The sequence below is a fragment of the Robertkochia solimangrovi genome (assembly GCF_007279655.1).
GTDB classification, from domain to species: domain Bacteria; phylum Bacteroidota; class Bacteroidia; order Flavobacteriales; family Flavobacteriaceae; genus Robertkochia; species Robertkochia solimangrovi.
This window is the reverse complement of sequence record NZ_QKWN01000001.1, coordinates 464,255-489,442: the sequence shown is the minus strand read 5'-3', so window position 1 is coordinate 489,442 and position 25,188 is coordinate 464,255. Positions and strand designations below refer to the sequence as shown.

General features: G+C 39.2%; 19 protein-coding genes. 11 read left to right on the top strand and 8 right to left on the bottom strand.

The window, feature by feature from the left end; translation table 11 throughout:
- Positions 1 to 1,875: a cation:proton antiporter gene (locus tag DMZ48_RS02075; protein WP_143953439.1), complete on the bottom strand. Its 1,875-nt coding sequence runs from the start codon at positions 1,873 to 1,875 to the stop codon at positions 1 to 3.
- Positions 1,876 to 2,007: 132 nt separating this feature from the next.
- Between DMZ48_RS02075 and DMZ48_RS02070 the strand changes: the two genes are divergently transcribed.
- The 8 genes from DMZ48_RS02070 to DMZ48_RS02035 all read left to right on the top strand — a co-directional run bounded on the left by DMZ48_RS02070 (position 2,008) and on the right by DMZ48_RS02035 (position 14,843).
- Positions 2,008 to 2,868 carry an MBL fold metallo-hydrolase gene (locus DMZ48_RS02070; protein WP_143953438.1) on the top strand — a complete coding sequence of 287 codons (861 nt, stop codon included), beginning with the start codon at positions 2,008 to 2,010 and terminating at the stop codon, positions 2,866 to 2,868.
- A gap of 8 nt (positions 2,869 to 2,876) precedes the next feature.
- Positions 2,877 to 4,499: a S8 family peptidase gene (locus DMZ48_RS02065; RefSeq protein WP_143953437.1), complete on the top strand. Its 1,623-nt coding sequence runs from the start codon at positions 2,877 to 2,879 to the stop codon at positions 4,497 to 4,499.
- Positions 4,500 to 4,661: 162 nt separating this feature from the next.
- The gene (locus tag DMZ48_RS02060) at positions 4,662 to 6,518 is read left to right on the top strand and encodes a M1 family metallopeptidase (RefSeq protein ID WP_143953436.1); all 1,857 of its coding nucleotides are present in this window, start codon (positions 4,662 to 4,664) and stop codon (positions 6,516 to 6,518) included.
- Between the two features lie 71 nt (positions 6,519 to 6,589).
- Complete coding sequence (gene rnpA, locus DMZ48_RS02055; RefSeq protein ID WP_143953435.1) at positions 6,590 to 6,967, top strand: ribonuclease P protein component; 378 nt, start codon at positions 6,590 to 6,592, stop codon at positions 6,965 to 6,967.
- 117 nt (positions 6,968 to 7,084) lie between these two features.
- Positions 7,085 to 8,701, top strand: a complete 1,617-nt coding sequence (locus DMZ48_RS02050; protein WP_143953434.1) for a S41 family peptidase — start codon at positions 7,085 to 7,087, stop codon at positions 8,699 to 8,701.
- Positions 8,702 to 8,831: 130 nt separating this feature from the next.
- Entirely contained in the window at positions 8,832 to 10,559 is a 1,728-nt protein-coding gene (locus tag DMZ48_RS02045) for a patatin-like phospholipase family protein (protein ID WP_162558645.1), read from the top strand.
- A 97-nt stretch (positions 10,560 to 10,656) separates the two neighbouring features.
- Positions 10,657 to 13,557 carry a PEP/pyruvate-binding domain-containing protein gene (locus DMZ48_RS02040; protein ID WP_143953432.1) on the top strand — a complete coding sequence of 967 codons (2,901 nt, stop codon included), beginning with the start codon at positions 10,657 to 10,659 and terminating at the stop codon, positions 13,555 to 13,557.
- Between the two features lie 8 nt (positions 13,558 to 13,565).
- Positions 13,566 to 14,843: a serine hydrolase gene (locus DMZ48_RS02035; protein ID WP_242009078.1), complete on the top strand. Its 1,278-nt coding sequence runs from the start codon at positions 13,566 to 13,568 to the stop codon at positions 14,841 to 14,843.
- Positions 14,844 to 14,846: 3 nt separating this feature from the next.
- Here the strand turns inward: DMZ48_RS02035 and DMZ48_RS02030 are convergent, their stop codons facing one another.
- Together DMZ48_RS02030 and DMZ48_RS02025 are read right to left on the bottom strand one after the other, a co-directional pair.
- Positions 14,847 to 17,702, bottom strand: coding sequence for an MFS transporter (locus DMZ48_RS02030; RefSeq protein ID WP_143953431.1), 2,856 nt, complete (start codon positions 17,700 to 17,702; stop codon positions 14,847 to 14,849).
- A 14-nt stretch (positions 17,703 to 17,716) separates the two neighbouring features.
- Positions 17,717 to 18,706, bottom strand: a complete 990-nt coding sequence (locus DMZ48_RS02025) for a serine hydrolase (RefSeq protein ID WP_242009077.1) — start codon at positions 18,704 to 18,706, stop codon at positions 17,717 to 17,719.
- 157 nt (positions 18,707 to 18,863) lie between these two features.
- Between DMZ48_RS02025 and DMZ48_RS02020 the strand changes: the two genes are divergently transcribed.
- Entirely contained in the window at positions 18,864 to 19,241 is a 378-nt protein-coding gene (locus DMZ48_RS02020; protein ID WP_143953430.1) for a hypothetical protein, read from the top strand.
- On the opposite strand, the gene DMZ48_RS02015 is transcribed toward DMZ48_RS02020, so the two are convergent.
- The 5 genes from DMZ48_RS02015 to DMZ48_RS18475 form a co-directional block, all read right to left on the bottom strand.
- Entirely contained in the window at positions 19,231 to 19,671 is a 441-nt protein-coding gene (locus DMZ48_RS02015; RefSeq protein WP_143953429.1) for a GNAT family N-acetyltransferase, read from the bottom strand. The two genes, DMZ48_RS02020 and DMZ48_RS02015, sit on opposite strands and share 11 nt — an antisense overlap.
- A gap of 5 nt (positions 19,672 to 19,676) precedes the next feature.
- A complete protein-coding gene (locus tag DMZ48_RS02010) occupies positions 19,677 to 20,597 on the bottom strand; it encodes a cation diffusion facilitator family transporter (RefSeq protein WP_143953428.1) in 921 nt (306 codons plus the stop codon).
- A gap of 1 nt (position 20,598) precedes the next feature.
- Complete coding sequence (gene rpiB / locus DMZ48_RS02005) at positions 20,599 to 21,033, bottom strand: ribose 5-phosphate isomerase B (RefSeq protein ID WP_143953427.1); 435 nt, start codon at positions 21,031 to 21,033, stop codon at positions 20,599 to 20,601.
- 548 nt (positions 21,034 to 21,581) lie between these two features.
- Positions 21,582 to 21,824 (bottom strand): DUF2007 domain-containing protein, encoded by a 243-nt coding sequence (locus tag DMZ48_RS02000; protein ID WP_143953426.1) that lies wholly within the window; start codon positions 21,822 to 21,824, stop codon positions 21,582 to 21,584.
- A 54-nt stretch (positions 21,825 to 21,878) separates the two neighbouring features.
- Complete coding sequence (locus tag DMZ48_RS18475; RefSeq protein ID WP_162558644.1) at positions 21,879 to 22,049, bottom strand: hypothetical protein; 171 nt, start codon at positions 22,047 to 22,049, stop codon at positions 21,879 to 21,881.
- Between the two features lie 136 nt (positions 22,050 to 22,185).
- Here DMZ48_RS18475 and rnr point away from each other — a divergent pair, with 136 nt between their 5' ends.
- Both rnr and DMZ48_RS01990 read left to right on the top strand, forming a co-directional pair.
- Positions 22,186 to 24,378 (top strand): ribonuclease R, encoded by a 2,193-nt coding sequence (gene rnr, locus DMZ48_RS01995; protein WP_143953425.1) that lies wholly within the window; start codon positions 22,186 to 22,188, stop codon positions 24,376 to 24,378.
- A 56-nt stretch (positions 24,379 to 24,434) separates the two neighbouring features.
- A complete protein-coding gene (locus DMZ48_RS01990) occupies positions 24,435 to 25,109 on the top strand; it encodes a head GIN domain-containing protein (RefSeq protein WP_143953424.1) in 675 nt (224 codons plus the stop codon).
- Positions 25,110 to 25,188 lie beyond the last annotated feature (79 nt).

The following is a 25,188-nucleotide window of genomic DNA, read 5'->3' as shown; positions in this document are numbered from 1 at the left end:
TTAATTTACTGATTCTTCAGGCTTTCGGTGTGCGATCGTTTCATCATTGATAAGGTCGATTGGTTTCCCCAGGTACACCAGCTTAAAGCCTTCTTCAATATCCATTTTCTCACTGTAGGTTGCGATGATGTGAAGTTCCCCATTCTTGTCTTTGATGAAGATCGGAATAGCATCTTCTTCATTGTTGAGTTTTGCGATCTCCTCAAGAAAATCCTTTCTGCTATCCAGCTCAATCTCATTGATCTTAGGATAGTCACGGGACACTTCACTTAGATTGATATAGTCATCCTTTCTGGAGAACAAAAGTTCATTTGGCGTATTGGAAGGCTCTTTCATCTCTTCGGAAGTGATAAGCCTGAAAGCACCGTTCTCCCCGAGATGTTGCTTAAAGCGTTCGATGGCGTATTTGTTCACTTCTTCGCTGGCGGTTAATGCCATGAGATATCCGATATCATTGAATTCGATATTATCGGTAAGTTCATCAGAAAATATATTCGCCTCTTCAGCATCCAGATCCATCGCACGAGCCTTTTCAATATTCTCCTTATTGCTGTCGATCAGCACCACATGCCTTCCATTCTTTTGCAAATATTTAGCGATAATCCTGCTGACATTAGAGGCACCGACGATCAGAATTCCAGTAGATTCCTTGAGAAACACCCCTGAAACCTGTGCAAATAGTCGAGCAGTAGCTGCATTGAGCAATACAGTTCCCAACACAATCACAAAAACCAATGGCGTGATATACTCCGCTCCCGGTTCTCCTTCAAGGGCAAGACGTGTACCGAAAAGTGAAGCGATACCAGCAGCAACGATACCACGAGGCCCTACCCAACTGATAAACATCTTTTCATTGAATTTCAGTCCGGATCCCCAGGTACTCAATAATACCCCCACCGGTCTGATCAGAAACACCACACAAGCAAAAAGCACCAGTGTGTTCCAGTTATAGATAAGATAAAGATCCTCCATGTCGATGTTGGCTGCAAGTAGGATAAAGAGAATGGAAATCAGTAATACACTAAGTGATTCTTTAAAATATAATAGTTCCTTGATATTCGGAAGGTCAATATTTCCTAACACCATTCCCATGACCACCACTGAAAGTAGTCCCGACTCATGAGCGAACTGTTCAGACAGGACAAACACCATCAGGACCGAGGAAAGTGCAATAACATTTAACAGAAAATGCGGTATGGTATTTCTTTTGATCGCAAAATAAAGCGCATAGGCAAAGGAAAATCCTATGGAAAATCCTACCACCACGGTTTTACCAAATTCAATCAGTGCCTGTTGCGTATATTCCTGACCGTGACCAATCGAAATGAATTCAAATACCAATACCGCTGCAACTGCACCGATGGGATCGATTAGAATACCTTCCCATTTCAATACGGCAGATACATCTTTCTTGAGCGGAATATTTCGCAGAATCGGCGTAATTACGGTTGGTCCGGTCACAATGATCAGTGATGCAAACAGGAATGAGATCGGCCAGCTAAGATCGAAAAGGAAATGCGAAACCACTCCGGCTCCCAAAAAAGTGATCACCGTTCCTACCGTGATCAACTTGATGATCACAGGTCCCACATTCAATACCTCATTGCGCTTTAACGTGAGTCCTCCTTCAAATAAGATAACACTGATGGCCAGCGACACAAAATGAAACAAGCTTTCTCCGGGAAAGAGTCCGCGCCCCAATTCGGGGTGCCAAACCGGTTCTATCAGTTTCGCTCCATCATCGGTAACTAACGTAGACAAAGGTCCAACGCAAAGTCCGATAAGTATGAGCGGTAAGATAGCAGGCATTTTGAATCTCCAGGCTACCCACTGAGCAATTATACCGAGTATAACAATTCCTGCTAGTTCTAACATAGGCTTGGTTGTTGCGCTAATATAAGTTCATAAAAATATAAAAATGTTAAAAAACACCTAATAAAGAGGCCATTATTTACCTTTTCTGATTCCCTTTTCTTAATTTGCGAGGCCTTTTTAAAAAAATTATTCATGCAGCTATACCCTGTGGAAACCGGTAATTTTAAACTGGATGGAGGAGCGATGTTCGGTGTTGTTCCTAAGTCTATCTGGAATAAAACCAATCCGGCAGATCAAAACAACATGATCGATATAGCTGCCCGGGCACTTCTGATCGAAGATGGTAACCGATTAATCCTTATCGATACCGGTCTGGGTGATAAGCAATCCGAGAAGTTTTTCAGCTATTATTACCTGTGGGGGGACCATACCCTTGACAAATCTCTGGCTGCTCATGGATTTCATCGGGATGAAATCACCGATGTTTTTATGACACACCTTCACTTCGATCATTGTGGTGGCAGCATTCGATACAATGCGGATAAAGACCGTTTCGAACCCGCATTCAAAAATGCGCGATTCTGGAGTAACGAAGCGCACTGGGATTGGGCTGTACATCCGAATGCAAGAGAAAAAGCCTCCTTCTTAAAAGAAAATATACTCCCGCTGGAAGAAAGCGGGATGCTAAACTTCGTCACTCCGGTAACCAACGGTTATTTAGAGAATTCAGAACTTGGATTCGGAATTCTTTTTGTTGACGGACATACAGAAAAACAAATGATCCCCCATATCAGATACAAAGGGAAGACGCTGGTTTTTGCGGCAGATCTGCTGCCCACAACCGGTCACATACCACTCCCCTATGTAATGGGATACGATGTGCGACCATTGCTGACTTTGTCTGAGAAGGATACCTTCCTTAAAACTGCGGTTGAAAATGATTTTTATCTTTTCCTGGAGCATGACGCACACCATGAGATATGTACGCTGAAAGAAACCGAAAAAGGTATTCGATTGGACAGAACCTACGATTTTAACGAATTATTTAATTAAACACTAAGATGAACATTAAGACTTACTTAGCCACTTCGGCATTTGCAGTCACACTTTTAACAGGATGTGGTTCCTCCGGCATTCAATTAACTGCGGTAGAATATTCCGGTACGATCGGACCAAAGAACGCAGAACTAACGGAAACTCAATTAGAGCATTGGGGACATGAAGACCTTATTACTGATACCATTCCCGGTATGAGCGTGATCAAGGCTTATAACGATATTCTCAACGCACGAGAAGGAAAGAAAGTTATCGTTGGGGTGGTTGATTCAGGAGTTGATATCAACCATGAAGATCTAAGCTCAGTGATTTGGGTCAATGAAAACGAGATCCCTGACAATGGTATCGATGACGACAAGAACGGATATATAGACGATGTTCACGGATGGAACTTCCTGGGTGAATCAAACGATGAAAACCTTGAACTTACAAGAATCGTCAAGAAAGGAGATGACGGATCAGAACAATATAAAAATGCAAAAGCTGATTTCGACAAGAAATACAGAGAAGCTAAAATGGGATATGATCGGTATTCACAAATTCTTGAAGGACTGACAAAGACCGATGATCTTTTGAAAGAACATCTTGGTAAAGATTCCTATACCGCCGAAGACCTGGCAGGAATTGAATCGGATGATGCTGTAGTAAATGAAGCAGCTAAGATGGCACAATACTGGATGGAACGTGCCGGATCGATCGAATCTATCAAGGGACAACTCGAAGAGGGTGTTAAATATTTCGGGGATCAGTTGGAATATAACCTCAACACTGATTTTGATGGAAGAGCCATCGTTGGAGATAATCCGGAAGATATTACCGATACCAAGTACGGAAATAATGATGTGATCGGAAACCTTGAGCATGCTTTGCACGGTACTCACGTTGCAGGAATCATCGCTGCGGTTCGCAATAACGGAATCGGTATGGATGGTGTTGCTAAAAATACCGAGATCATGGTATTAAGAGCTGTTCCTAATGGTGATGAGTACGATAAGGATATCGCACTTGCCATTCGTTACGCGGTTGATAATGGTGCCAAAGTGATCAATGGGTCCTTTGGAAAAAGCTATTCTCCCCACAAAGAATGGGTTTATGATGCATTAAAATATGCGGCAGATCACGATGTGCTTTTTGTGCATGCTGCGGGTAATGACAGCTATTTCCTTGATGAGGAAGTTAATTATCCTAATGATCAGGAGAACAACGGTCCTGAATTCGCTGACAATGTATTAACCGTAGGAGCTTTGAACTATGAGGTGAATGAAAATTTAGTAGCTCCATTCTCTAATTATGGTAAGATCAATGTGGACGTATTTGCACCGGGCACCAAGATCTATTCAACGGTTCCGGAAAGTAAATATGAATACCTTCAGGGTACTTCAATGGCGGCTCCGGGAGTTGCAGGTGTAGCTGCCCTTATCCGTTCCTATTTCCCTAAGCTTAGCGCTTCAGAAGTAAAAAATATCATCATGAACTCAGGTCTTCCTTATACCGGAGAAGTGATCGTAGGGGGTGACCCAAATAACAAACAACCGTTTACCGACCTGTCAAAATCAGGGAAAATGGTGAACCTTTATAATGCCATTATTCTGGCAGATAAAGTTTCCAGAGGAAAAGTGAACTTGTAATCTGAAAATTTTACGAAGCTGTCTTAAAAGTGAAAATATCTTAGGGTAACACTTTTAAGACAGCTTTATTTTTTTTAAATATGTATTTCAAAGCCTCAAATTGATTTTCCCGTTAATGATCACGGAATTTTATGACGGCTTAAAACCATTAAAAACAAACCTATGAAAAAGATCTTCTTTACCATTTTAGGGTTGGGAACTCTTTTCGGAGCTATGGCAGGAAATCCTGCTACCGAAAGGGATAATTACTGGCAACAGCATGTTTCATACAAGATGGATGTGAACATGGATGTTGAAACCTTCCGATATGAAGGAACCCAAAACCTGAAATACACCAACAACTCTCCCGACACCTTAAAAGCTGTTTATTACCACCTTTATTTCAATGCATTCCAGCCCGGAAGCGAAATGGACGTTAGAAGCCGTACCATCTCAGATCCGGACAGAAGAGTAAAAGACCGCATAAGTCTTTTAAATCCGGATGAAATCGGATATTTAAAAGTTAGCAGCCTGAAAAAGGATGGTAAAAAACTTGACTATCATACTGAAGGAACCGTTTTGGAGGTAGCTCTTGACAAACCGATTCTTCCCGGAGAAACCGTGGAATTCGACATGGAATTCAATGGACAAGTGCCCCAGCAGATCCGCAGAAGCGGAAGAAATAACGCTGAAGGAGTGGCGCTTTCTATGACACAATGGTATCCTAAAATGGCTGAATATGACTTTGAAGGCTGGCAGGCTCACCCATACATCGCTCGTGAATTTCAAGGCGTGTGGGGAGATTTTGATGTGAAGATCACTCTCGATAAAGATTATACCATCGGAGGTACAGGATATCTTCAAAATCCGAATGAGATCGGGCATGGTTATGAAAAAGCCGGTTCAAAAGTGAAACAGCCACGAGGAAAGACCTTAACCTGGCATTTCATCGCTCCGAATGTTCATGATTTTGCATGGGTAGCTGACCCTGAGTTCGTACATGATACTTACCCGATGGAAAATGGACCAACCCTTCATTTCTTTTACAAGAACAAACCCGAGCTAAAAGATAACTGGAAACAATTACAACCGAAAACGGCTGCAATGATCGATTTTTACGGGGCTCACGTAGGGAAATATCCTTATGAACAATATTCGGTTATCCAGGGTGGTGACGGTGGTATGGAATATGCCATGTGTACGCTGATCACCGGGGAGCGTAAACTGGGTAGTCTTATCGGGGTAACCGCGCATGAACTTGCACACAGTTGGTTCCAGCACATTCTTGCAAGTAATGAATCAAAGAATGAATGGATGGATGAAGGGTTTACTTCCTATATCTCAGACCTGTGTATGGATGCTATAATGGATAGCAAAGCTGATAATCCTTTCAAAGGTGCTTATCGCGGTTATTTCGCCCTGGTAAAATCCGGTATGGAACAACCACAAACTACGCAGGCAGACCGTTATGCTACGAATTTTGCCTATGGTATCGCAGCGTATAGCAAAGGAGAAATCTTCCTTTCTCAACTTGGGTATGTGATCGGCGAAGCTGATCTGGCTAAAACACTCAGACGTTATTTCGACACGTTTAAATTCACCCATCCAACTCCTAACGATATCAAACGTACTGCCGAAAGAGTTTCTGGAATGTCACTTGACTGGTATCTGACTGACTGGACTCAGACCACCAATACCATCGATTACGGTATTAAGGCCGTTGCGGCAGATGGAGACAAAACCACAGTAACTCTTGAACGTATCGGGCTAATGCCGATGCCAGTTGATGTTGTCGTTCATTACAAAGACGGTAGTAGTGAATATTTCTATGCACCTTTGCGAATGATGCGCGGCGAAAAACCGAATCCATATGATATGAAGCGTACGGTGCTTCCTGATTGGGCATGGGCTTATCCGGAATATGGTTTTTCTATAAACAAAGCTAAATCGGAAATCTCGTCTATCGAGATCGATCCATCTCAGCTGATGGCCGATATTAACAGAGAGAACAATACTTTCAAAGCAGATCAGGCGAACTAAACCTCATCCAGATCTAAATAATACACAAACCTCCCTTTATTCGGGGAGGTTTGTTATTTTTATACCCTGCTATGAAATCAGACCAAACATATCCAAAAACGGAAAAATTAAAGAGCCGTAAACTGATCGATAAACTCTTCTCAGAAGGCAGGTCTGTGTCTAAATTTCCTTTGCGCCTGGTCTATCTGCAAACCGAACTTCCCGAAGACACCATCGTGCAGGTTGCCGTTAGCGTATCCAAAAGAAATTTTAAAAAAGCCGTAGACCGTAACCGGATCAAAAGATTGATCAGAGAAGCGTACCGCCTTAACAAGGATAAGATCAAACCTCATCTTGAAACACCGCATGCATTCATGTTCCTCTACACCTCAAAAGAGATCACTGATTTCCATACACTGGAAAAAAGCATGAAAAAATTACTTAAAAAATTCCGCGAAGAGGCACTTTGACCCAGGACATCCTTCATTTACACGCTATACATAAGTTACAGGCGCTTACATTATTGAGAATTAATGCTTATTTTTAATCTTCTCAAATCTAGAATTTAGCAATAAAAAGAAGCTGTAATGAAAAAGAAGATCCTGATCCCGTTGATAGCTATAGCTTTTCTGTTTCTGGCAACCAGTTATAGAAATGACTATTTTGAAATAGCCAAACAAGTAGAAATATTTACAACCATGTTCAAGGAGCTGAACATGAACTATGTCGATGAGACGAATCCGGCAGAGCTAATGGACACCGCTATTAAGAACATGCTGGAAGATTTGGACCCTTACACTCGTTTTATGAACGAACAGGACGTAGAAAGCTTCAAGATCAGTAACGCAGGGGAATATTCAGGTATCGGTGCGATCGTGCGCAGTTTCAATGACCGTCTTCTTATCGTAGAACCCTATCAGGGATATCCCGCAGATAAGGCAGGGCTAAAAGCAGGTGATGAGATCATTCAGATCGGAGATATTAAAATTTCTGATTTTAAAGATGACGCTACAGAACTGCTCAAAGGCTCAGTGAATTCAGCAGTAGCCATTACCTATACGAGGCAGGGTAAATCGTATACTACTTCTGTAGAACGTGAAGAAATTGAAGTGGATGCCGTTCCTTTTCATGAAATGGTGAATGCTGAAACCGGTTATATCGTGCTTTCTAAGTTCAATAGTAAAGCTTCCTCCCAAACAGAAGAGGCCTTGGAAGATCTGAAATCTAAAGGTGCTAAAAAGATCATTTTGGATCTGAGAAATAATCCTGGAGGTCTATTGAGTGAAGCCATCTCCGTTTGCAACCTTTTTGTGCCCAAAGGGGAAATGATCGTAAGTACAAAATCTAAGGTCAGAAAGTTCAATCAGGAATATAAAACCCGTAAAGAACCTGTAGATATTAACATTCCACTGGTTATTCTGGTCAATGGCAACAGCGCCTCCGCAAGTGAGATCGTCAGCGGTGCCTTGCAGGATCTTGACCGCGCTGTTATTATCGGTGCGCGTAGTTTTGGAAAAGGATTGGTTCAAAGGCCTATTAAACTTACCTACGGGACTCAACTAAAAGTTACTATTTCAAGATATTATACGCCAAGTGGACGTTGTATTCAGTCTATGGATTACTGGAACCGGGATGAGAATGGTAATGCAGTGATTAAAAAGAATTACAATGAATACAAGACCCGTAATGGGAGACCTGTTTATGATAGTGGAGGCGTACTGCCCGATGTAATGGTGGAAGGTTTACAAAGCAATAGCCTGATCGATGCGCTGTCTGTAAACAATGTGATCTTCGATTTCGCTACAAATTATTACTATAAGAATTCTGTTGATGAACTCAAGGATTTTAAATTTACGGATACGGGTTATCAGCAATTCAAGGAATATGTAAAGAATACAGGATTCAACTATGAAACCGATGCCGAAAAAGCGCTCAAAAACAGTTTGGATAGCGAAGAACTGGATATGCTTGGAAACTCGGTTAAATCTGACTACCAAAAATTACTATCCGATATTCAGGAAAGCAAATTACACTCACTCGACACCTATAGAACCAGCATTCAGAAAAAGATCGAAGACGAATTGGTAACCCGCTATTTCTATCAAGACGGACTCTATAACTATTACTTAGGTCATGACAAAGCTATTGCAACGGCTAATGAAGTGCTGAAGGATGCCAGTAAATACAAGGATATTTTAAATTGATCTCAGGAATTCGAATTATTTCCTGAAGGAAGTTATTGCAGATAACTTTGCGTAAAGAACCGCCATGTATTAAGATCCCGATGGGTGTTCATTTTTGGACATTCCCGTTCACAGTAACCCACCAAAACCATTGAAAGAACCAAAGACATTCAAACTTTGTCTGACGCTTGCAGGAGCGGTTTCGGCTGGAGCCTATACTGCCGGAGTAATGGATTATTTACTGGAAACACTGGAACTATGGAAACTTGCAAAGCACCAAAATAGAAAATTGGGGATCGATCATCCTGACTATGACCACTCCATACCGATGCATGATGTTGAAATCGAAGTACTCAGTGGTGCCTCGGCCGGTGGAATTACCGCAACCCTTAGTTTGCTCAGCCTGGTCAATCCAATGCATAGGCCTGTAAATTCTGATAACCCGGAAAGATCGAACAATCTTTTTTATGATTGCTGGGTTCAGATGGCCGATGAACCCGGACTTACAACATTGGAAAAAATGCTGCAAACGGATGATCTGAAACCGGATATGACCCCGATGTCATTACTGAATAGTAACGCCATAGAGATTCTTGCTGATAAAGCGCTAAGAAGGCCCAAGACTATCAATTACCCGGAATACATATCTGAAGATCTGGATCTGATACTTACCACTACGAATCTGAGAGGTCTTAATTTCAAAGTAGATTTCGATGATCTGAATCATACCGGAGCCTCCCATATCATTACCAGTCATGGAGGCTTTTTCCGATATAAGATGGCCAATACTACTTTTTCCAGAGGAATACCCGAAAAGAAAAACGCTTTGTATTATGTGCTGGATCTCAATTCAGATCAGGATCTTGAATATCTGAGAGATGCAACGCTAAGCACCGCAGCCTTCCCAATTGTCTTACGCTCAAGGGAGGTATCCATCTCCGCTACTTATATCGAACGCTATCCCAATTATCTCTTTGGAAAAAAGAAAGGCATTACACCGATTCTTCCGCAACATGAAAAAAACTATACCTTTAATTCAATCGATGGCGGACTTATCAATAATGAACCTTATGGAATCGGTTTAAAAGTGCTGAAGCAAAAGAATCCCGGCTTATCAAATTCCGATAACTATGCAGTGATCATGGTTGATCCATTTCCGAATCAGGATCATGAAGATATAATGCCTGAAACAGAGAATACGATATGGAATGTGGCAGCGGGAATGTTCAAAGCACTTAGAAATCAAGTCATGTTCAATCAGGATGGTATCATGGATGCCCTTTCTCTTTCAGACAGAACAAAATTTCTGATTGCTCCCAGTAAAAAAATAAATACGGGAAGCAAAAATATCTATTCAGATCATCCTCTGGCATCGGCTCCGTTAAGTGGCTTTGCCGGTTTTATGGAGCAAAAATTCCGCAATCATGATTTTGAACTGGGAAGAAAAAATTGTCAGGACTTTTTGCGTTATCACTTTACCATAAAAATTGAAAATTGTGAAAAACGATTGGGTAGTATACCCGTAACAATGGCTATTGATCGCTTTGAAGTAAGTAGTCCTGCCCGTGACCCGGATGGATCCAAATATTTTCCGATCATTCCAGACCTCAAGTTGGAAAAGGCATTTAGTGCACGATCAAAAGCTGAATTTGGAAAAGATGCGAGTTTACCGTATCCCGAAAGTCAGAAAATAAACATGCATATCATTCAAAAAAGACTTCAAAAACCGGTGCGTAAACGTATTTCCGCCCTTGTAGGATCCATCGGAAAGAATATCTGGTTAACCGCTGCCTTTCGATTGGTTTATCTAAAAAGATCATCGGTAAAACTATTTACCATGCTCCAACATGAATTGAAGCGAGCAGGACTTTTGGAATAACGATAAAGCATGAAAAAGCATCCTGTTATTAATGCTCTGAAAATTATTTTTTATACTGAATTTTCTTGTATTTTGTATACATATTAATCATAACCCTATGAGTATCAAATATTTCAAATTACTTCCTTTAGTAGCTTCCTTAGTATTTCATGCCGGTATTCATGCTCAGGATAATAAGGAAATACGGAGTATGATCGAAGCGTTCAAAAAGGATCCCAGAGGACCCTATCAGGATCTCAGATGGTTTTGTAACGACGGCAGTATACGAATGCCTAAAGATCCCTGCCCGGATGATATTGGAGGATATCAACATGCGCGATACAAAGCATCGGTAATTGAATTGGGAAAAACTCAGGGAATCTATCTGGGGCAAATCCTAACCAACACCGATAAGGATGCATTTTGGGATGAAAACAATTATAATTCAAGGATCAAACAATACCAGATAGAGAAATATCTGAAAAGTATAGACGATGGCTGGATCAATCAGCGGGCACAATTCTATCGGGGAGCCATTCAGGCAGAAGATGAACAGGAGTGGGGGAATAATTTCTTCAAATGGTTATTGAAGGAAGATAAGAATATCGTGAAACACTTTTACTTTATCAGGGAGGCGCTCAAAGATATTCCGCACTCGGGAGATTCTAACCTGGCACAACAAATGCGCAGCGAATCCAAAGCAATTGCAGAAGCCTATGATCCCTTTATGAATTTAAGAATTAAAATTCACGGCAATCCAGAACGTTCCGATATAGAAAGGGTAAAGAATTTTATGAATGATCATAGATCGGATCTTACTACAGATCTGAGAAAACAATTCAATTCGCTTCTTAAAACCATGGAACTGTATTTCAGTCCGATTAGAATTGATTCTTTACAGGAATATCAACAGGATATCTCCGAAAATGTATTTAAAAAAGAACTTGATAACCTGATCAAATTAAGTGAGGTTGGAGATGATCAGGCGATCATTGAAGCTATAGCTAACCTGATGTGGAATATCAAAGAAAATATACTTAAAGAAAAAAATGAAGCGGGTAGACTAGCCTTATTAGTGCTATCATTAAAGCTGGAATCAATTTTGAAACAACGTCTGGAAGGTACCGAATTGACCTCTTTGGAAGATCTGCTGAGAAGGATCTGTGACCTGAGTACTGCAGCTTCGGGCTCCGGTTATTTGGAAAACTGGGAATGGCAACAAATAGGAGGCTATTTGGAAAAGACACAACAGGATTCCATAACATTGGCAGATCTGAATAAATTACTGGTTACTTCCAGATCATTGTTACAATGGGGTACCAGTAAGACCAATGCCGTTTATGGAAAAATCGTAGACCGATATGAAGGTTTCGAACCGCTTTCTCATGGCTTTCTGGATGACAGGATCCGCGGTTCCATAGCACTGCCCTTGGGAGATGCTATAGGTAAACTTAGCGAATATGTCAGTATAAAAGCGGAATTGAACAACGCCATTCTGAATCTTAAAAATCCTGGTCATACCCGTGGTATCAATCCGGGGTATGCCATGGGAAAACTCGAGGTTATTACGGGAAATGCAGAAGCTTTAAACGTAGATCCTGCTAAGATCTATGTTTTTGAACATCCTCCGGCAGATCTTAAACCCGTCGCAGGGATTATGACGGTTTCAGAAGGGAACATGGTTTCCCATCTTCAATTATTGGCTAGAAGTTTCGGCATTCCGAATGCCGCCATATCCATGGAAAATTTTGAAGATTTCAAAGCGCACCAGGGAGAGATGATCTTCTATGCGGTATCACGAAAAGGTACCGTAAAGATCAAACCAGCCACCGAGATGTCGGAAGAAGAGAAGTCATTGTTCTCCGCAATTGAAAGATCTGAAGATGTCGTGGCAGTCCCTCTTGACAAACTCAAACTGGATGTCGATGAGATTCTGGATCTGCGTTCGGTAGATGCCTCCTCCTCAGGGGTGGTCTGTGGACCCAAAGCAGCAAATCTGGGCGAACTTAAAAAAATGTTCCCTGATGATGTTGTGGAAGGATTTGTAATTCCATTTGGAATATTTCTGGACCACATGAAACAGAATATACCTGGTGAATCCATATCCTATTGGGATTATCTCAACATGACCTTCACCACCGCACGAGAAATGAAAGAAGCCGGCATAGAAGAGGCTAAAATAGAAGCCTACCAGTTGGATGCAATGAAGGAGCTACGAGATTATCTTGCCAAGATGCCTTTGAAGGAATCTTTCCTTAAGGATTTGAACAACGCTTTTTCGGATATTCTTCATAAACCTTTTGGTGAAGCACCGGTATTCCTTCGCAGTGATACCAATATGGAAGATCTTCCTAACTTTTCAGGCGCCGGTATCAACCTCACACTTTTCAACGTACGGGAAAAAGAAAAGATTATCGAGGGAATCAAAAAAGTTTGGGCATCTCCTTACACAGAAAGAAGTTTCAAATGGCGTCAAAAAATCATGAGCAATCCTGAAAATGTTTATCCTTCCATCGTTGTGATTCCCGGAGTTAATAATGATCTTTCCGGAGTAATGATTACCAAAGGAGTAGCTACAGGTGATCCGGAAGATCTTACAGTAGCAGTTAGCAGGGGTGTAGGTGGTGCCGTAGAAGGGCAAAACGCAGAAAGCTGGGTTATTCATAAGAATGGAACTGCTTCTTTAAGTGCGCCGGCAAGAGAGTCTGAATATACAGTACTCCCGGAATCCGGTGGCACTGAAAAACGAAATACCAGTTTTGAAGATCGCATTCTGACGAACAATAATATGCTGGCATTAAAAGAATTTGATAAGGAACTTCAGCAAAAGTTCATGGAAAAGGGAACCAAAGGACCCTTTGACATGGAATTCGGTTTTAAAAATGATAAACTATGGTTGTTCCAGGTTCGTCCTTTTGTCGAAAATAAAAAAGCCCAAAGTTCGGCCTATCTCGAATCCATCAGTCCGAAAATTGACGAAACCCTGCTGATATCGCTTAAAGAACCACTCAACAATTGAACATCATTATGAAAATAACGGCCTTCATACTTTTCGTGTCTATTTGTTCTCTGGGATTCCTTGAGTACACTCAAAACGACACCTATCCCATCGATGGATACGAAAGAACAGGAATTAGGCGTTTAGCACGTCTTCAGATGATCAAAAACGGCACGATCAAGGGAACAATACTCCCGGGAGCAGATTGGCCCTTAGATTCGATTAAATTAAATCTGACTGATAAGCGAGGAAAAGAGATCGATAGTTTTCCCGTCCCTGATCCTGATCTACAGATTCAGATCGAAGGCCTTTTTCACGGACTCGATAAAAATTATTCAATCAGTGTCCTTGATATTACTAAAGACCATCCTGTTCGTATAGCCTTGCACAGGGAAAATGCCAGTTATCAACCAGGAAGTGTTGGAAAACTGATCGTTCTTACCGCTTTTTTCACAGAATTAAAAAAGCTATATCCCAATAATTTTGAGAAGCGGATAGCTTTGTTGAAAAGTAAAGTGATCCACGCCGGAAACTGGGCACTTAGTGATCATCACACAGTCCCTGTTTTCGATCCGGAAACTCAAAATTACTCGAAAAGGAAAATTGCAGCCTCAGATGATTTCACCTTGTTTGAGTGGTTGGATCATATGATCTCCGTAAGTAACAATGGTGCTGCGAGCGTGGTGTGGCGTGAAGCTATGTTGATGCAGGCATTCGGAAAGGATTACCCGGATCTGACTTTTGAACAATCCGAAGAATATTTCAAAAGCAGGTCTAAAACTGAACTTTCGGAAATAGCGATTGAAATGATCAATCAGCCACTGCGAGATCTGGGAATTACAGAAGATGAATGGCGACTGGGTAAATTCTTCACCTCTGGAGCCGGAACTTATATTCCGGGAAGGGGTGGTAGTACCGGGACCACGATAGGTCTTATGAAATGGATGATCAAAATGGAACAGGGAAAAATCGTGGATGAAGAATCCAGTCTTGAAATGAAAAGGCTCCTGTATATGACCGACCGTCGTATACGATATGCCTATGCTCCGGTACTGCGTGAAGCTGCCGTATATTTTAAATCAGGTAGCTTTTACAGTTGTACTAAGAATGAAGATGGTACCTCTTCAGGATGTAAAGAATATCAGGGTACAAAATATAACTACATGAATTCAGTTGCCATTGTCGAACATCCTGACGGTACCCGATACCTGGTTTGTCTTATGTCGAATGTACTGGGGAAGAATTCAGCAAATGATCATTATGTACTAGCCTCTAGAATAGATAAGATCCTGAGACCGGATAGGTAAACATTATTCCCTGATCGTGTTTTCTGAGTGTAAAATCTCCAGCGTAGATTCGATCTGCTTTCTAACACGGTCGGTAAGGGGAGTAGTTCGTAGGATTTCATTCAGCAAAGGAACATAATCCCGGTTTCCTGTTTGTTCGATCAGATAGATCACAGCCTGTTTAAGCTTATGATCATATCCTTCCAGGATAATTCTGAAACACTCCAGCTCACTTAGTATTTTCAAATTCAGATTTCTGATGACATCTTCCATTCCCTGATTGACGATGATAGCCTCCGTGATGGGAATCAATTCTTTCTTCAATTGTATTTCAAGAATATTATCCAGAAACTCAATAGCATTAAGCCGTTGTTCTTCCTTTCCGCTAAGGATCGCATCGAAGACAGGATCGACATCACCGGGCGGATACTTTATTCCCAAAAAGTGAAATATTCGATACAACTGACGATCAAGTCTGTTCTCTAAGAGATTAATCAGTCCGCGACGTGCTTCATCCTCTTCAGGATTCAGGTCCGGACGATTGCTTTTTTTATATTGTATAAGAATCTGAGAATGAATAACAGAAAGTGTCTTCAGGTATAGATCACATTCCCCAAGTATCTTGCTAACGATCACATGATCCCGAATAATCAGGTGGTTGTGCTTCCATTTTAATCGACGCAACGATTCAACAGCTTCCGTCTTTATATCATGATCGGAATGATCCATTATACGCATAAGTGCATTGACACATGACTGGCTTTCAAAATGTTCTATTACCTGAGGAATAAAATGTTCATGTTCTTCGTAGATATCATCATCCAGTAACAAGCCGGTTAAATAATTGATCAATCCGGGACCATACACGTATAAGGCACGTTTTGCGATCTCTCTGGTTTCGCGGTGCGTAAGGTAGGGTAAAATATGGTCGATAAATTTTGGTTCCAGTGTATTGGCACAACTGATCAGTACATCTTCCAGATATTCTCCGGGAGTTTCGCCTATGTGTTTTTCAATGAAATCGTAATGGTTTGTAATACGTCCCATTCCTATTGCTTCCATAATTGCAACCACTCTTAAAATTTTCGAATGGTCTTCCTGCGAATTTTTCAGATCCTCTATAGCTTCTTTAACCCTTCTTTTCAAATTAAAACGATCCTTCAATACTTCACTGTTCCTGAATTCCGCAGCCATTGCGATTAAAGCAGCATTGGCAATAACCCTATCCGAATGCGACAATAATTGATCATAACTGATTACCATTTCTTCCGGATGATGTTTCAAAAGGTATCTCAATGCTTCTATAGTGACCTGAGTATCTCCATCCTGAACAAGTTTTCCTATCTGTTCACTGGCATCGTAGGTGTTTATATAGTAAAGATTTTCAATCGCAAGTGCTCTGATCTTTGGTGATTCAGAATTGAGAAGCTCACTTAGTTCCGGGAAAAAACGATCATCATTTTCTTCCAGTATTCGATTTAGCATGTAGATTTTCTGATTATCCGTTCCTTCTTTTAGTACATTCTTTACCGAACTTAGAATAGAGCTTACAGGCTTTTCAGCAATGATAGATTTTGCTTTGTGCTCGTCTTCTCCCTGTAAGGCGTCTTTAAAAGTTGCTATATATTCACCCTTTATTTTTTTGATAATAATCAGCCAGATAGCTATTAATAAAAGCGTAATATACCCAACCTGTGTGGCAGAAATACTGAAACCATGAATAAAGAATATTAAAATAAATCCTGCAATTCCCGTGGCCAGACTATCCACAACCACATCGATATATGTCTTTGTTCGTTTCTTAACCTCAATAGATATAGGAATCAGAACCAGTTCTGTTGCCGCTTTATTTACCGATTGTTTTAAACTCCCATCCGCAACTTTTATGATCACTACTACGGCCAGTACCGGGAAAAAGAATAAAAGAATCGTCCCGAATAAAATTCCGACCGGTAGAAAATACAAGGATTTACCCACCCCGAAACGACCCACGATCCTTTTGGTTAAGAATAATTGAACGAACAGTGAAATAACACTCAGCGTAGAGAACCAAAAACCAAAAAATGAAGTCAATGAATCCTTATCCTGAAAACTGCGAACCGCAAAATCCGAAAACTGGAAATCTACCAGCTTTGCCACCAGAACACCTATTCCGATGATCAAAGCAAGATGCGTTAATAAACCCGAATTCCGTATAAGTTTTAGCGGATTTTCCTCTGCATGTTTATGACGTCGGTAATATTGGAATTTATTGAGTCTTTTCACATGATGCTTCCAGATATATCTATTGATAGGAATACAAAAAAACATCAATCCAGCCGCTATATAGAACAGATTATTAGAACTGGTAAACGTTGCTATTATAGAGGTAACATAACCTCCAAAGATCCCCCCTGCGATGGCTCCGGCACCGATGAATCCAAAAACGCGTTTTGCTTCTCTGACATTATACACCAGGTTAGCCAAAATCCAGAATTGTGATGCCGTCAGGAGTCCGAATAAAGAAACCCATACATAGGGAAAGTAGAGGAAATACTGATGGAAAAGATCCTTTTTGATGATCACGGCAAAGATGATCAGAATTATAATGGTAGAAATATTCGTAACCTCAATAATGGTTAATAAGCTATGTCTTTTAAGGCTTTGATTATAAAAATAGGATCCTACTACAGCCATTATCGCTGTTAACACATACCCCATTGGGAGTGAGTCTGCTGTAAGTTCAGAAAGAAATAATGAATTAATCGTAGGCTTAACAATGAGTAGTACTGTAATACAAATAAAAATATTTAACTGCAGTAAAATGGTTTTACGCAATTCACCGGGGCGGATATCAAAAATTTTAAATAAACGGGTTAGAATTCCTTTGAATCCGGTCATCGATAGTTAAATAGTTATTTCCTGTTGATGGCGCGCTCCACCGGGACAACAAGATCCCTAATGATCTGTTCGCCATTACCATCCTCTATCAAAGCTACTAAAATATATTTACGTTTTTTACCCCATACCAAAACAGAATCTGCATGCCACTTTTGCCAGCTTCCTGATTTTCTGTATAATATAGCATTTGGAGCGATTCTGTTAAGTGTACTAACAAATTTGTGATGCAATTCCGGATCCTTCATATATTCCAGCATTTCTTTTGATCTTTCCTCTGATACAAGTTTACCATTCAACATCAGGTAATAAAACCTGCATACCTGATTAACGGTTGCTGCATGACTCAGATTCTTAAGAGGCTCCCGATTCGTATTTCCACCGGCTGCATATCGTTTACCAACCCATAATCCTCCACCGTTCTTTTTATCATAGAACTGATATCTGCTATCAGTCATAACAGACTCGATCTTTTCAAAACCTATTCGATCAATGACTCTGGTGGTTGCCTGATTATTAGATTTAGAGATCATAAGCCGCATATCCTTTCGAAGTTCGGGTGTATCTTCCAACTCGCCATGATCTAAAGCATCTTCGGCGGCAAGCAACACAGCAATTTTCGGTAAACTGGCTGCATACATCATTTCGTCACCATTGATCTTGGCAAACCTCGGATTATCAACATCGGTAAGATCCACAACACCGATCGCCATTTTCTTTGACTCGATCAGTTTTTTCCAATAGGGTTTGTTATCGATTTCATCGATTAACATTTTTTGAAGGTATGGATCATATAGTGCCTTAAGAGGTTTTATGGTTTTATCATGACCAATGGGTAGACCGGTATTCTTAATATCCCCTTCATTTTCTTTAAGTACATTAAGTACATGAGGTATCGGTGTAAATGCAGTAAGACCGGCAGAATTATCAGTATAATTCTGTGCATTTACGGAAAGTCCAATTCCCAGTAACCACATCAGCATCAATCGTTTGAAAATACAAACCATATTTGAACTCAAATTGAATTAACGTGCAATAGTAATTATAAATCAGAGATAATATGCACGATTTTGAATATTTTAACTTCTCTGAATAATAACGTATTAACAGTATTTAACGTATTGATACTTTGAAATTTACGTAAAAAAATGTATAATGAGGGTTATGATAGCACTAGACAGAGAAAATTATAAAGAGTTTTTATCACAATCTGTGAATTATCTGGAGAACAGAGGATTTAAAAACATCAAAGCAGACCTCGACGGATTTGAAAGTCCGAAATCATTTGTAAAAGTTGGCAGTGATATCAGTATTACACCGGATATCGTCGCTGAAAAAATGGGAATTAAGCATTTTTTTGAACTTAGCGTTAAGTCTGAAAAGCCCAATCTACTCAAATCAAAATGGATGTTTCTTGACACCTTGAGTAAACGAAAATCTTATCGGTTCAAGATTATAACGACCAAAGGTCATTATAAGTTTACCAATACCATGCTGGATGATCTAAATCTGGATAAAAATATGATCAAGCTCAATGCCTGATCATTCTTATGTGAGGTATTCCATCTTCCAGATATTCTTCTCCGATCGTTTCAAAAGAATGTTCGGAATAGAATTTCATTAAATAAGTCTGAGCGGATATTTCAATGTCTTTAACCTTAAAAAATGAATTCACAGCCTCGATCGAGGCTGTTAGTATTTTATGTCCTAAATTCATTCCACGGTAATCAGAAGAAACTACAACCCTTCCTATACTGGATCTCTCAAAATAATAGCCGGGTTTAAACAATCGTGTATAAGCAACAATCTTATTATCTATTTTTCCTATAACATGTAAAGCCTTTTGGTCTTTATTGTCCACATCCTGATAAACACAATCCTGTTCCACCACGAACACCTCACTTCGCAATCTCAATAGTCCATAGAGTTCTTCCAGTGAAAGTTCAGCAAATGTTTTTATAACTATTTCCATAATGATTAATCCTGTACTATATAATCTTTAGAATCATTCTTTTTAAATTCCGGCTGCAGATTCACATGATTGATTCCAAATTCATTTCGAAGCAAATCTTCGATTTGTTGTTGTACACCATTGAATTCTGATATTCGTATATCTTCTTTAAAATCGAGATGCGCTTCCAGATGAACTTCATCATCATTGAGACTCCAGACATGGATATGATGTAATTTATTGACCCCGGGAACAGCATGAACCTTACGTACAAGTTCTTTAACATCAATGGTATCAGGAGTAAAAAGCATGAGCATTCTCAAAGAACTTCTTAACAAGTCATAACCTACCCATATAAGGTAAAGTCCGATCATAAAGGTTAAAACACTATCAACCCAATAGATCTCAAACATTTTCATAAGAATACCTCCTACAAGAACGGCAATACTGGCCAGCATATCTGTCAGAAGATGAAGATATGCAGAACGCATATTGATATTGCGTTCTGCATCATTCTTTAAAAGAAATACACTGAATCCATTTGCAGCGATGCCCAAAACAGACAATATTATCACGAGGTCTGAAGCGATCGGTTCAGGAGTGACAAATCGTTTATAAGCTTCAATCATTAATATTATCGCGATAATAATCAGTGTAACTGCATTGACGAATGCGGCGATAATCTCTGCTCTTTTATAACCGAACGTTTTGTTCGTCGATGCTTTTTTTCTGGATAAAATATTAGCAAAATAGCTGATAACCAAAGAAACAACATCGGTAAAATTATGCAGTGCATCAGATAAAAGCGCAAGACTACCTGAAATGATCCCGCCGATTACCTGAGATAAGGTGATCAGTACATTCAGAAGAATTGAAATCAACAGATTCTTACCTTTTAAGGGAGCATGTTCATGATGGTTATGTCCATGTTCATGCAGATGTGCCATACTAGCAGCCTAAAGGAATTTTATTAATCCTGTTTTGATGTCTGCCTCCTTCAAATTCGGTATCGAGAAAAGTTTGAACCATTTCCAGCGCTTGTTCCTTAGCAGTAAATCTTGCCGGAAGGCATAATATATTTGCATTGTTATGAGAACGCGTAAGTTCAACGATCTCTTTAGTCCAGCATAATCCTGCCCGAACTCCCTGGTGTTTATTTGCCGTCATAGCAACACCATTTCCACTTCCACAGATCAGAATTCCGTAATCAACACGGTTATTGGCTACATCGTCGGCAACCGGATGCACAAAATCTGGATAATCAACACTGCTGGTCTCATCGGTACCATAATTTACCACTTCGATACCCTTACTTTTTAAATACGCTTCAACAGCAAACTTATATTCCGTTCCAGCGTGATCATTTCCAATTGCAATTTTCATATGAATTATACTTTTAAACAGGATACAAAGGTACTAAAACACGGGTTGTTATGATTATAAACATAAATGTTAATTGTAATTTATAAATACTTAATTATCAATAAATTAATAAATACATCAAATTGTTAATAATATTAGAACTAATTCTATTATTTAATTTTGGAAATCTCAATTGAACTCTGGATTTGTAAAAATAATTGAATTATACAAGAGGAAAATCTGATAAAGAATTTACATTTCATCAACCGGTCATGTATGGAATTCAACACTGTTAACAGTCTAAATTTATTAAAATATTCACCCTTAAAAATTTTGTTGACAACTGTTGATAAATGTTAACCAAATCTTAAATCAACTTAATTTTCAAGCAATTAATATTTCAATTGGTTGTTAATTACCGTTGAATAATCAACGATAAATCATATCTCCAAATTTTTCCTCAGAAAGTTATACCCGTTATTAACAAGCTATAATAACAATCAATATTTTAATTTTAAAAAAAGAGAAAAAGATATATATATTAATATTGTTGAAAACGTTTCGTGTAATCAGACTATGTGTAAGGGAGAATCAGGAGTATTGAGTTCGTTGATGAGTTCAGTAACGTAGGCTGCGTAATCTTTGTGTACGCGAAGCTTAATTCCGCCCAGGGCATTGGAATAAAAAGGAGAGATCGCAACCATAGTCTCATTCAGAAAAAAATAAGGGATATGTTCCTCATCCAGAATAAGTTTAAGAACAAGGTATTCATGTGGGTAGGTAAATGTAGCTATAGTTACAAAGTGCTTCATATCAGAACCTGTATCGGTTATAGCCAAAAATAATTAAAAAAATGTTCGAAATGATTATAAAATACTGTCGCTGTTTAACTTAGGCTTTTTGGAGTCTTTTTTTATAGCCTCTGTCTTTTGTTTCTCTTTCTTGTTAAGACTATAATTGATGTAGCCTGCAAAGAAGCCGAATCCTAACAGGAAGACTGCGAGAAAGAAAATAAGGATGCGGTAGAACCTCTTCATTGTTGATTGTCTGTTATACTCTAAATAGACGAAGGCAAATATAAAACGTTACATTTATTTTAATATTATTTTAACTATTGTAATAATTTATTCCGCTATAGTATTAATTCGTACATTTCAAGTGAAATAAAAATTTATGTCGAAAAGAAGAAAAAGAGCTGTAAAACAAAAGAAAAATGAACTGACTAAAGGAATTTTCACGGTATTGGAAACCAATCCTGAACAATTGTTTAATTACAAACAAATTGCTCAGCGATTAGGAATTTCAGATACGAGTGGAAGGAATCTATTGATAAAACGGCTCGTTCAATTAAAAGAAAAGAAAAGGATAGTAGAGGTAGAACGTGGAAAATATAAAGCTATAGTTAATCAAAATTATTACGAAGGCATCGTCGATATGACAGGTAGGAATAATGCTTATGTTATACGTGAAGATTTGGATGATGATGTATTTGTGCCAAATAACCTATTAAATAAGGCACTGCATGGTGATCAGGTACAGGTTTATGTTTTTCCACGCAGAAGGAAAGGGAAGAAACTGGAGGGTGAGATCGTTAAGATACTCGAAAGAAAGAAAACCGAATTTGTAGGTATTATTAAAATGCAAAAGAATTTTGCGTTTGTACTTCCTACCGATATGCGAATGTATACGGATATTTTCGTTGCTAAGAATAAAATGGGTAAGGCAGAAGATGGGGATAAGGTGATTGTTGAAATCATCGATTGGCCTGAACATGCCGATTCACCTTATGGTAAGGTGCTCGATGTATTAGGGAAACCTGGCGATATGCAAACTGAAATGCATGCGATTCTGGCTGAGTATGGGTTGCCTTATGAATTTCCTCCGGAGGTAGAAAGATATGCGAATCAATTAGATACCGGGATCCATCAGGAAGAGATCGAAAAAAGGAGAGATATGCGGGGTATCACTACGTTTACGATAGATCCTAAAGATGCTAAAGATTTCGATGATGCTTTATCCTTTAGAACGCTGGATAACGGAAACTATGAAATCGGTATTCATATAGCTGATGTTTCTCATTATGTGGTACCAGGAACTGTCCTGGATGATGAAGCCTATGAAAGGGCAACTTCTGTTTATTTGGTAGACAGAGTTGTACCTATGTTACCCGAAGTACTTTCCAATAATGCCTGTTCCTTAAGGCCTAATGAAGAAAAATATACATTTTCTGCAGTTTTTGAAATGAATAAGGAGGCAATGGTGGTGAACCAGTGGTATGGAAGAACTGTTACGTATTCAGATCGAAGATTTGCTTATGAAGAAGCTCAGGAAATAATAGAATCACAAGGGGATACCATATCAGATGAAGTTTCATTGACTGGCAAATCATATAAGGTAGAACCTGAAATTGCCGGTGCTATTCAAACTTTGGATAAGCTTGCAAAGATAATGCGTGGTAAACGAATGAGAGCTGGTGCGATTTCCTTTGATAAAGTCGAGGTGAAATTTGTATTGGATGCCGATAACAATCCAACCGGTGTATATTTTAAGGAAGCTAAGGATGCCAATAAACTGATTGAGGAATTCATGCTGTTAGCAAACCGTAAGGTTGCTGAATATATTGGAAAACGAAAGAAGACTTTTGTTTACCGTGTTCATGATGAACCTGATTTCGATAAGTTAATGCAACTACAGGGTGTAATTAAACGTTTTGGATATAGTATTAATCTTAAATCAAAAAAGACCATCACTTCTTCTTTGAATGAGTTGTTGGAAGATGTTCATGGCAAGAAGGAACAAAATCTTGTCGATACCCTCGCGATCAGGAGTATGAGTAAAGCGGCATATTCAACAGAAAATATTGGCCATTATGGTCTCGCTTTTGATTATTATACGCATTTTACATCCCCAATTCGAAGATATCCGGATGTTATGGTTCATAGATTATTACAGTTTTATTTAGACGGTGGTGATGCGGTGAAACAAGAAGATTACGAAGAGAAATGTTCCCACTCATCAAGTATGGAAAGTCTTGCTGCAAATGCTGAACGAGATTCTGTTAAATATATGCAGATCCGTTTTATGGAAGATCATAACGATGAATCATTCCTGGGTGTAATATCCGGAGTAACAGAGTGGGGTATTTTTGTGGAGATCGTTGAAAATAAATGTGAAGGACTCGTAAGGATCCGTGATATAAAAGATGATTATTACGTTTTTGATGAATCTCTATATGCAATAGTGGGAGAGGTGACAAAAAATGAATATCAATTAGGTGATGAGGTATTTGTTAAAGTAAAGAATACTGATCTTGTTAAACGTCATCTTGATTTTGAATTATTAGGAAAAAGAGAGGATTTAGATTAGGTATGTGGTAGTTCCTTTTTTTAAGCATTCCGTACCTTTGATAAAAAATTAATTCGATGAAGAAGTTATTTTACTTGCTGGTGATATTCTTAGGGCATTTTGTGATGGCACAAGATGAAATCACCAAACCTATAGGAGAATTTCATGAGATAAAGGTATTTGATGCGATATCTGTAAACCTTGTTAAGAGTGATGAGTACAAAGTGATCATTAGCGGTGAGGATAAGGAAAAGGTTGTTGTTGTGAACAATGGCGATAAGTTAAAAATCAGGATGGATATCAACAAGATATTTGAAGGTAAGAAAACTTATGTTCAGGTTTTTTATAAAGGCCATTTAAATCTGATCGATGTTAATGAAAACGGATTTATAGGGTCCTCAGATGTTATTGAAGAGGTCGATCTGGATATTAGAGGCCAGGAAGGAGGAGAAGTAGATCTTAAAATTAAAACGGATCGTTTAAAAGTAAGATCGGTTAGCGGTGCTACGATTGAATTGAATGGGTCAGCTAAGATTCAGGATATCGAAGTAAATACCGGTGGGATATATAAAGGCAGAGATCTTCAAACCGATCAAACCAGTGTTTCTGTAAATGCCGGCGGTAATGCAGAGATATTTGCAACGGATTATGCTGAAGCAAAAGTAAAAGCCGGAGGAACCATACGGGTTTTCGGAAATCCGAAGGTATTGGATGAAACCAAATTTATAGGGGGAAATATTATTAAAGAATAGAATTTTATTTTAATTGGAATTATAGATCATCATAATAGGTTTTTATTATGATGATTTTTTATTTTTGAACTAAACTTCC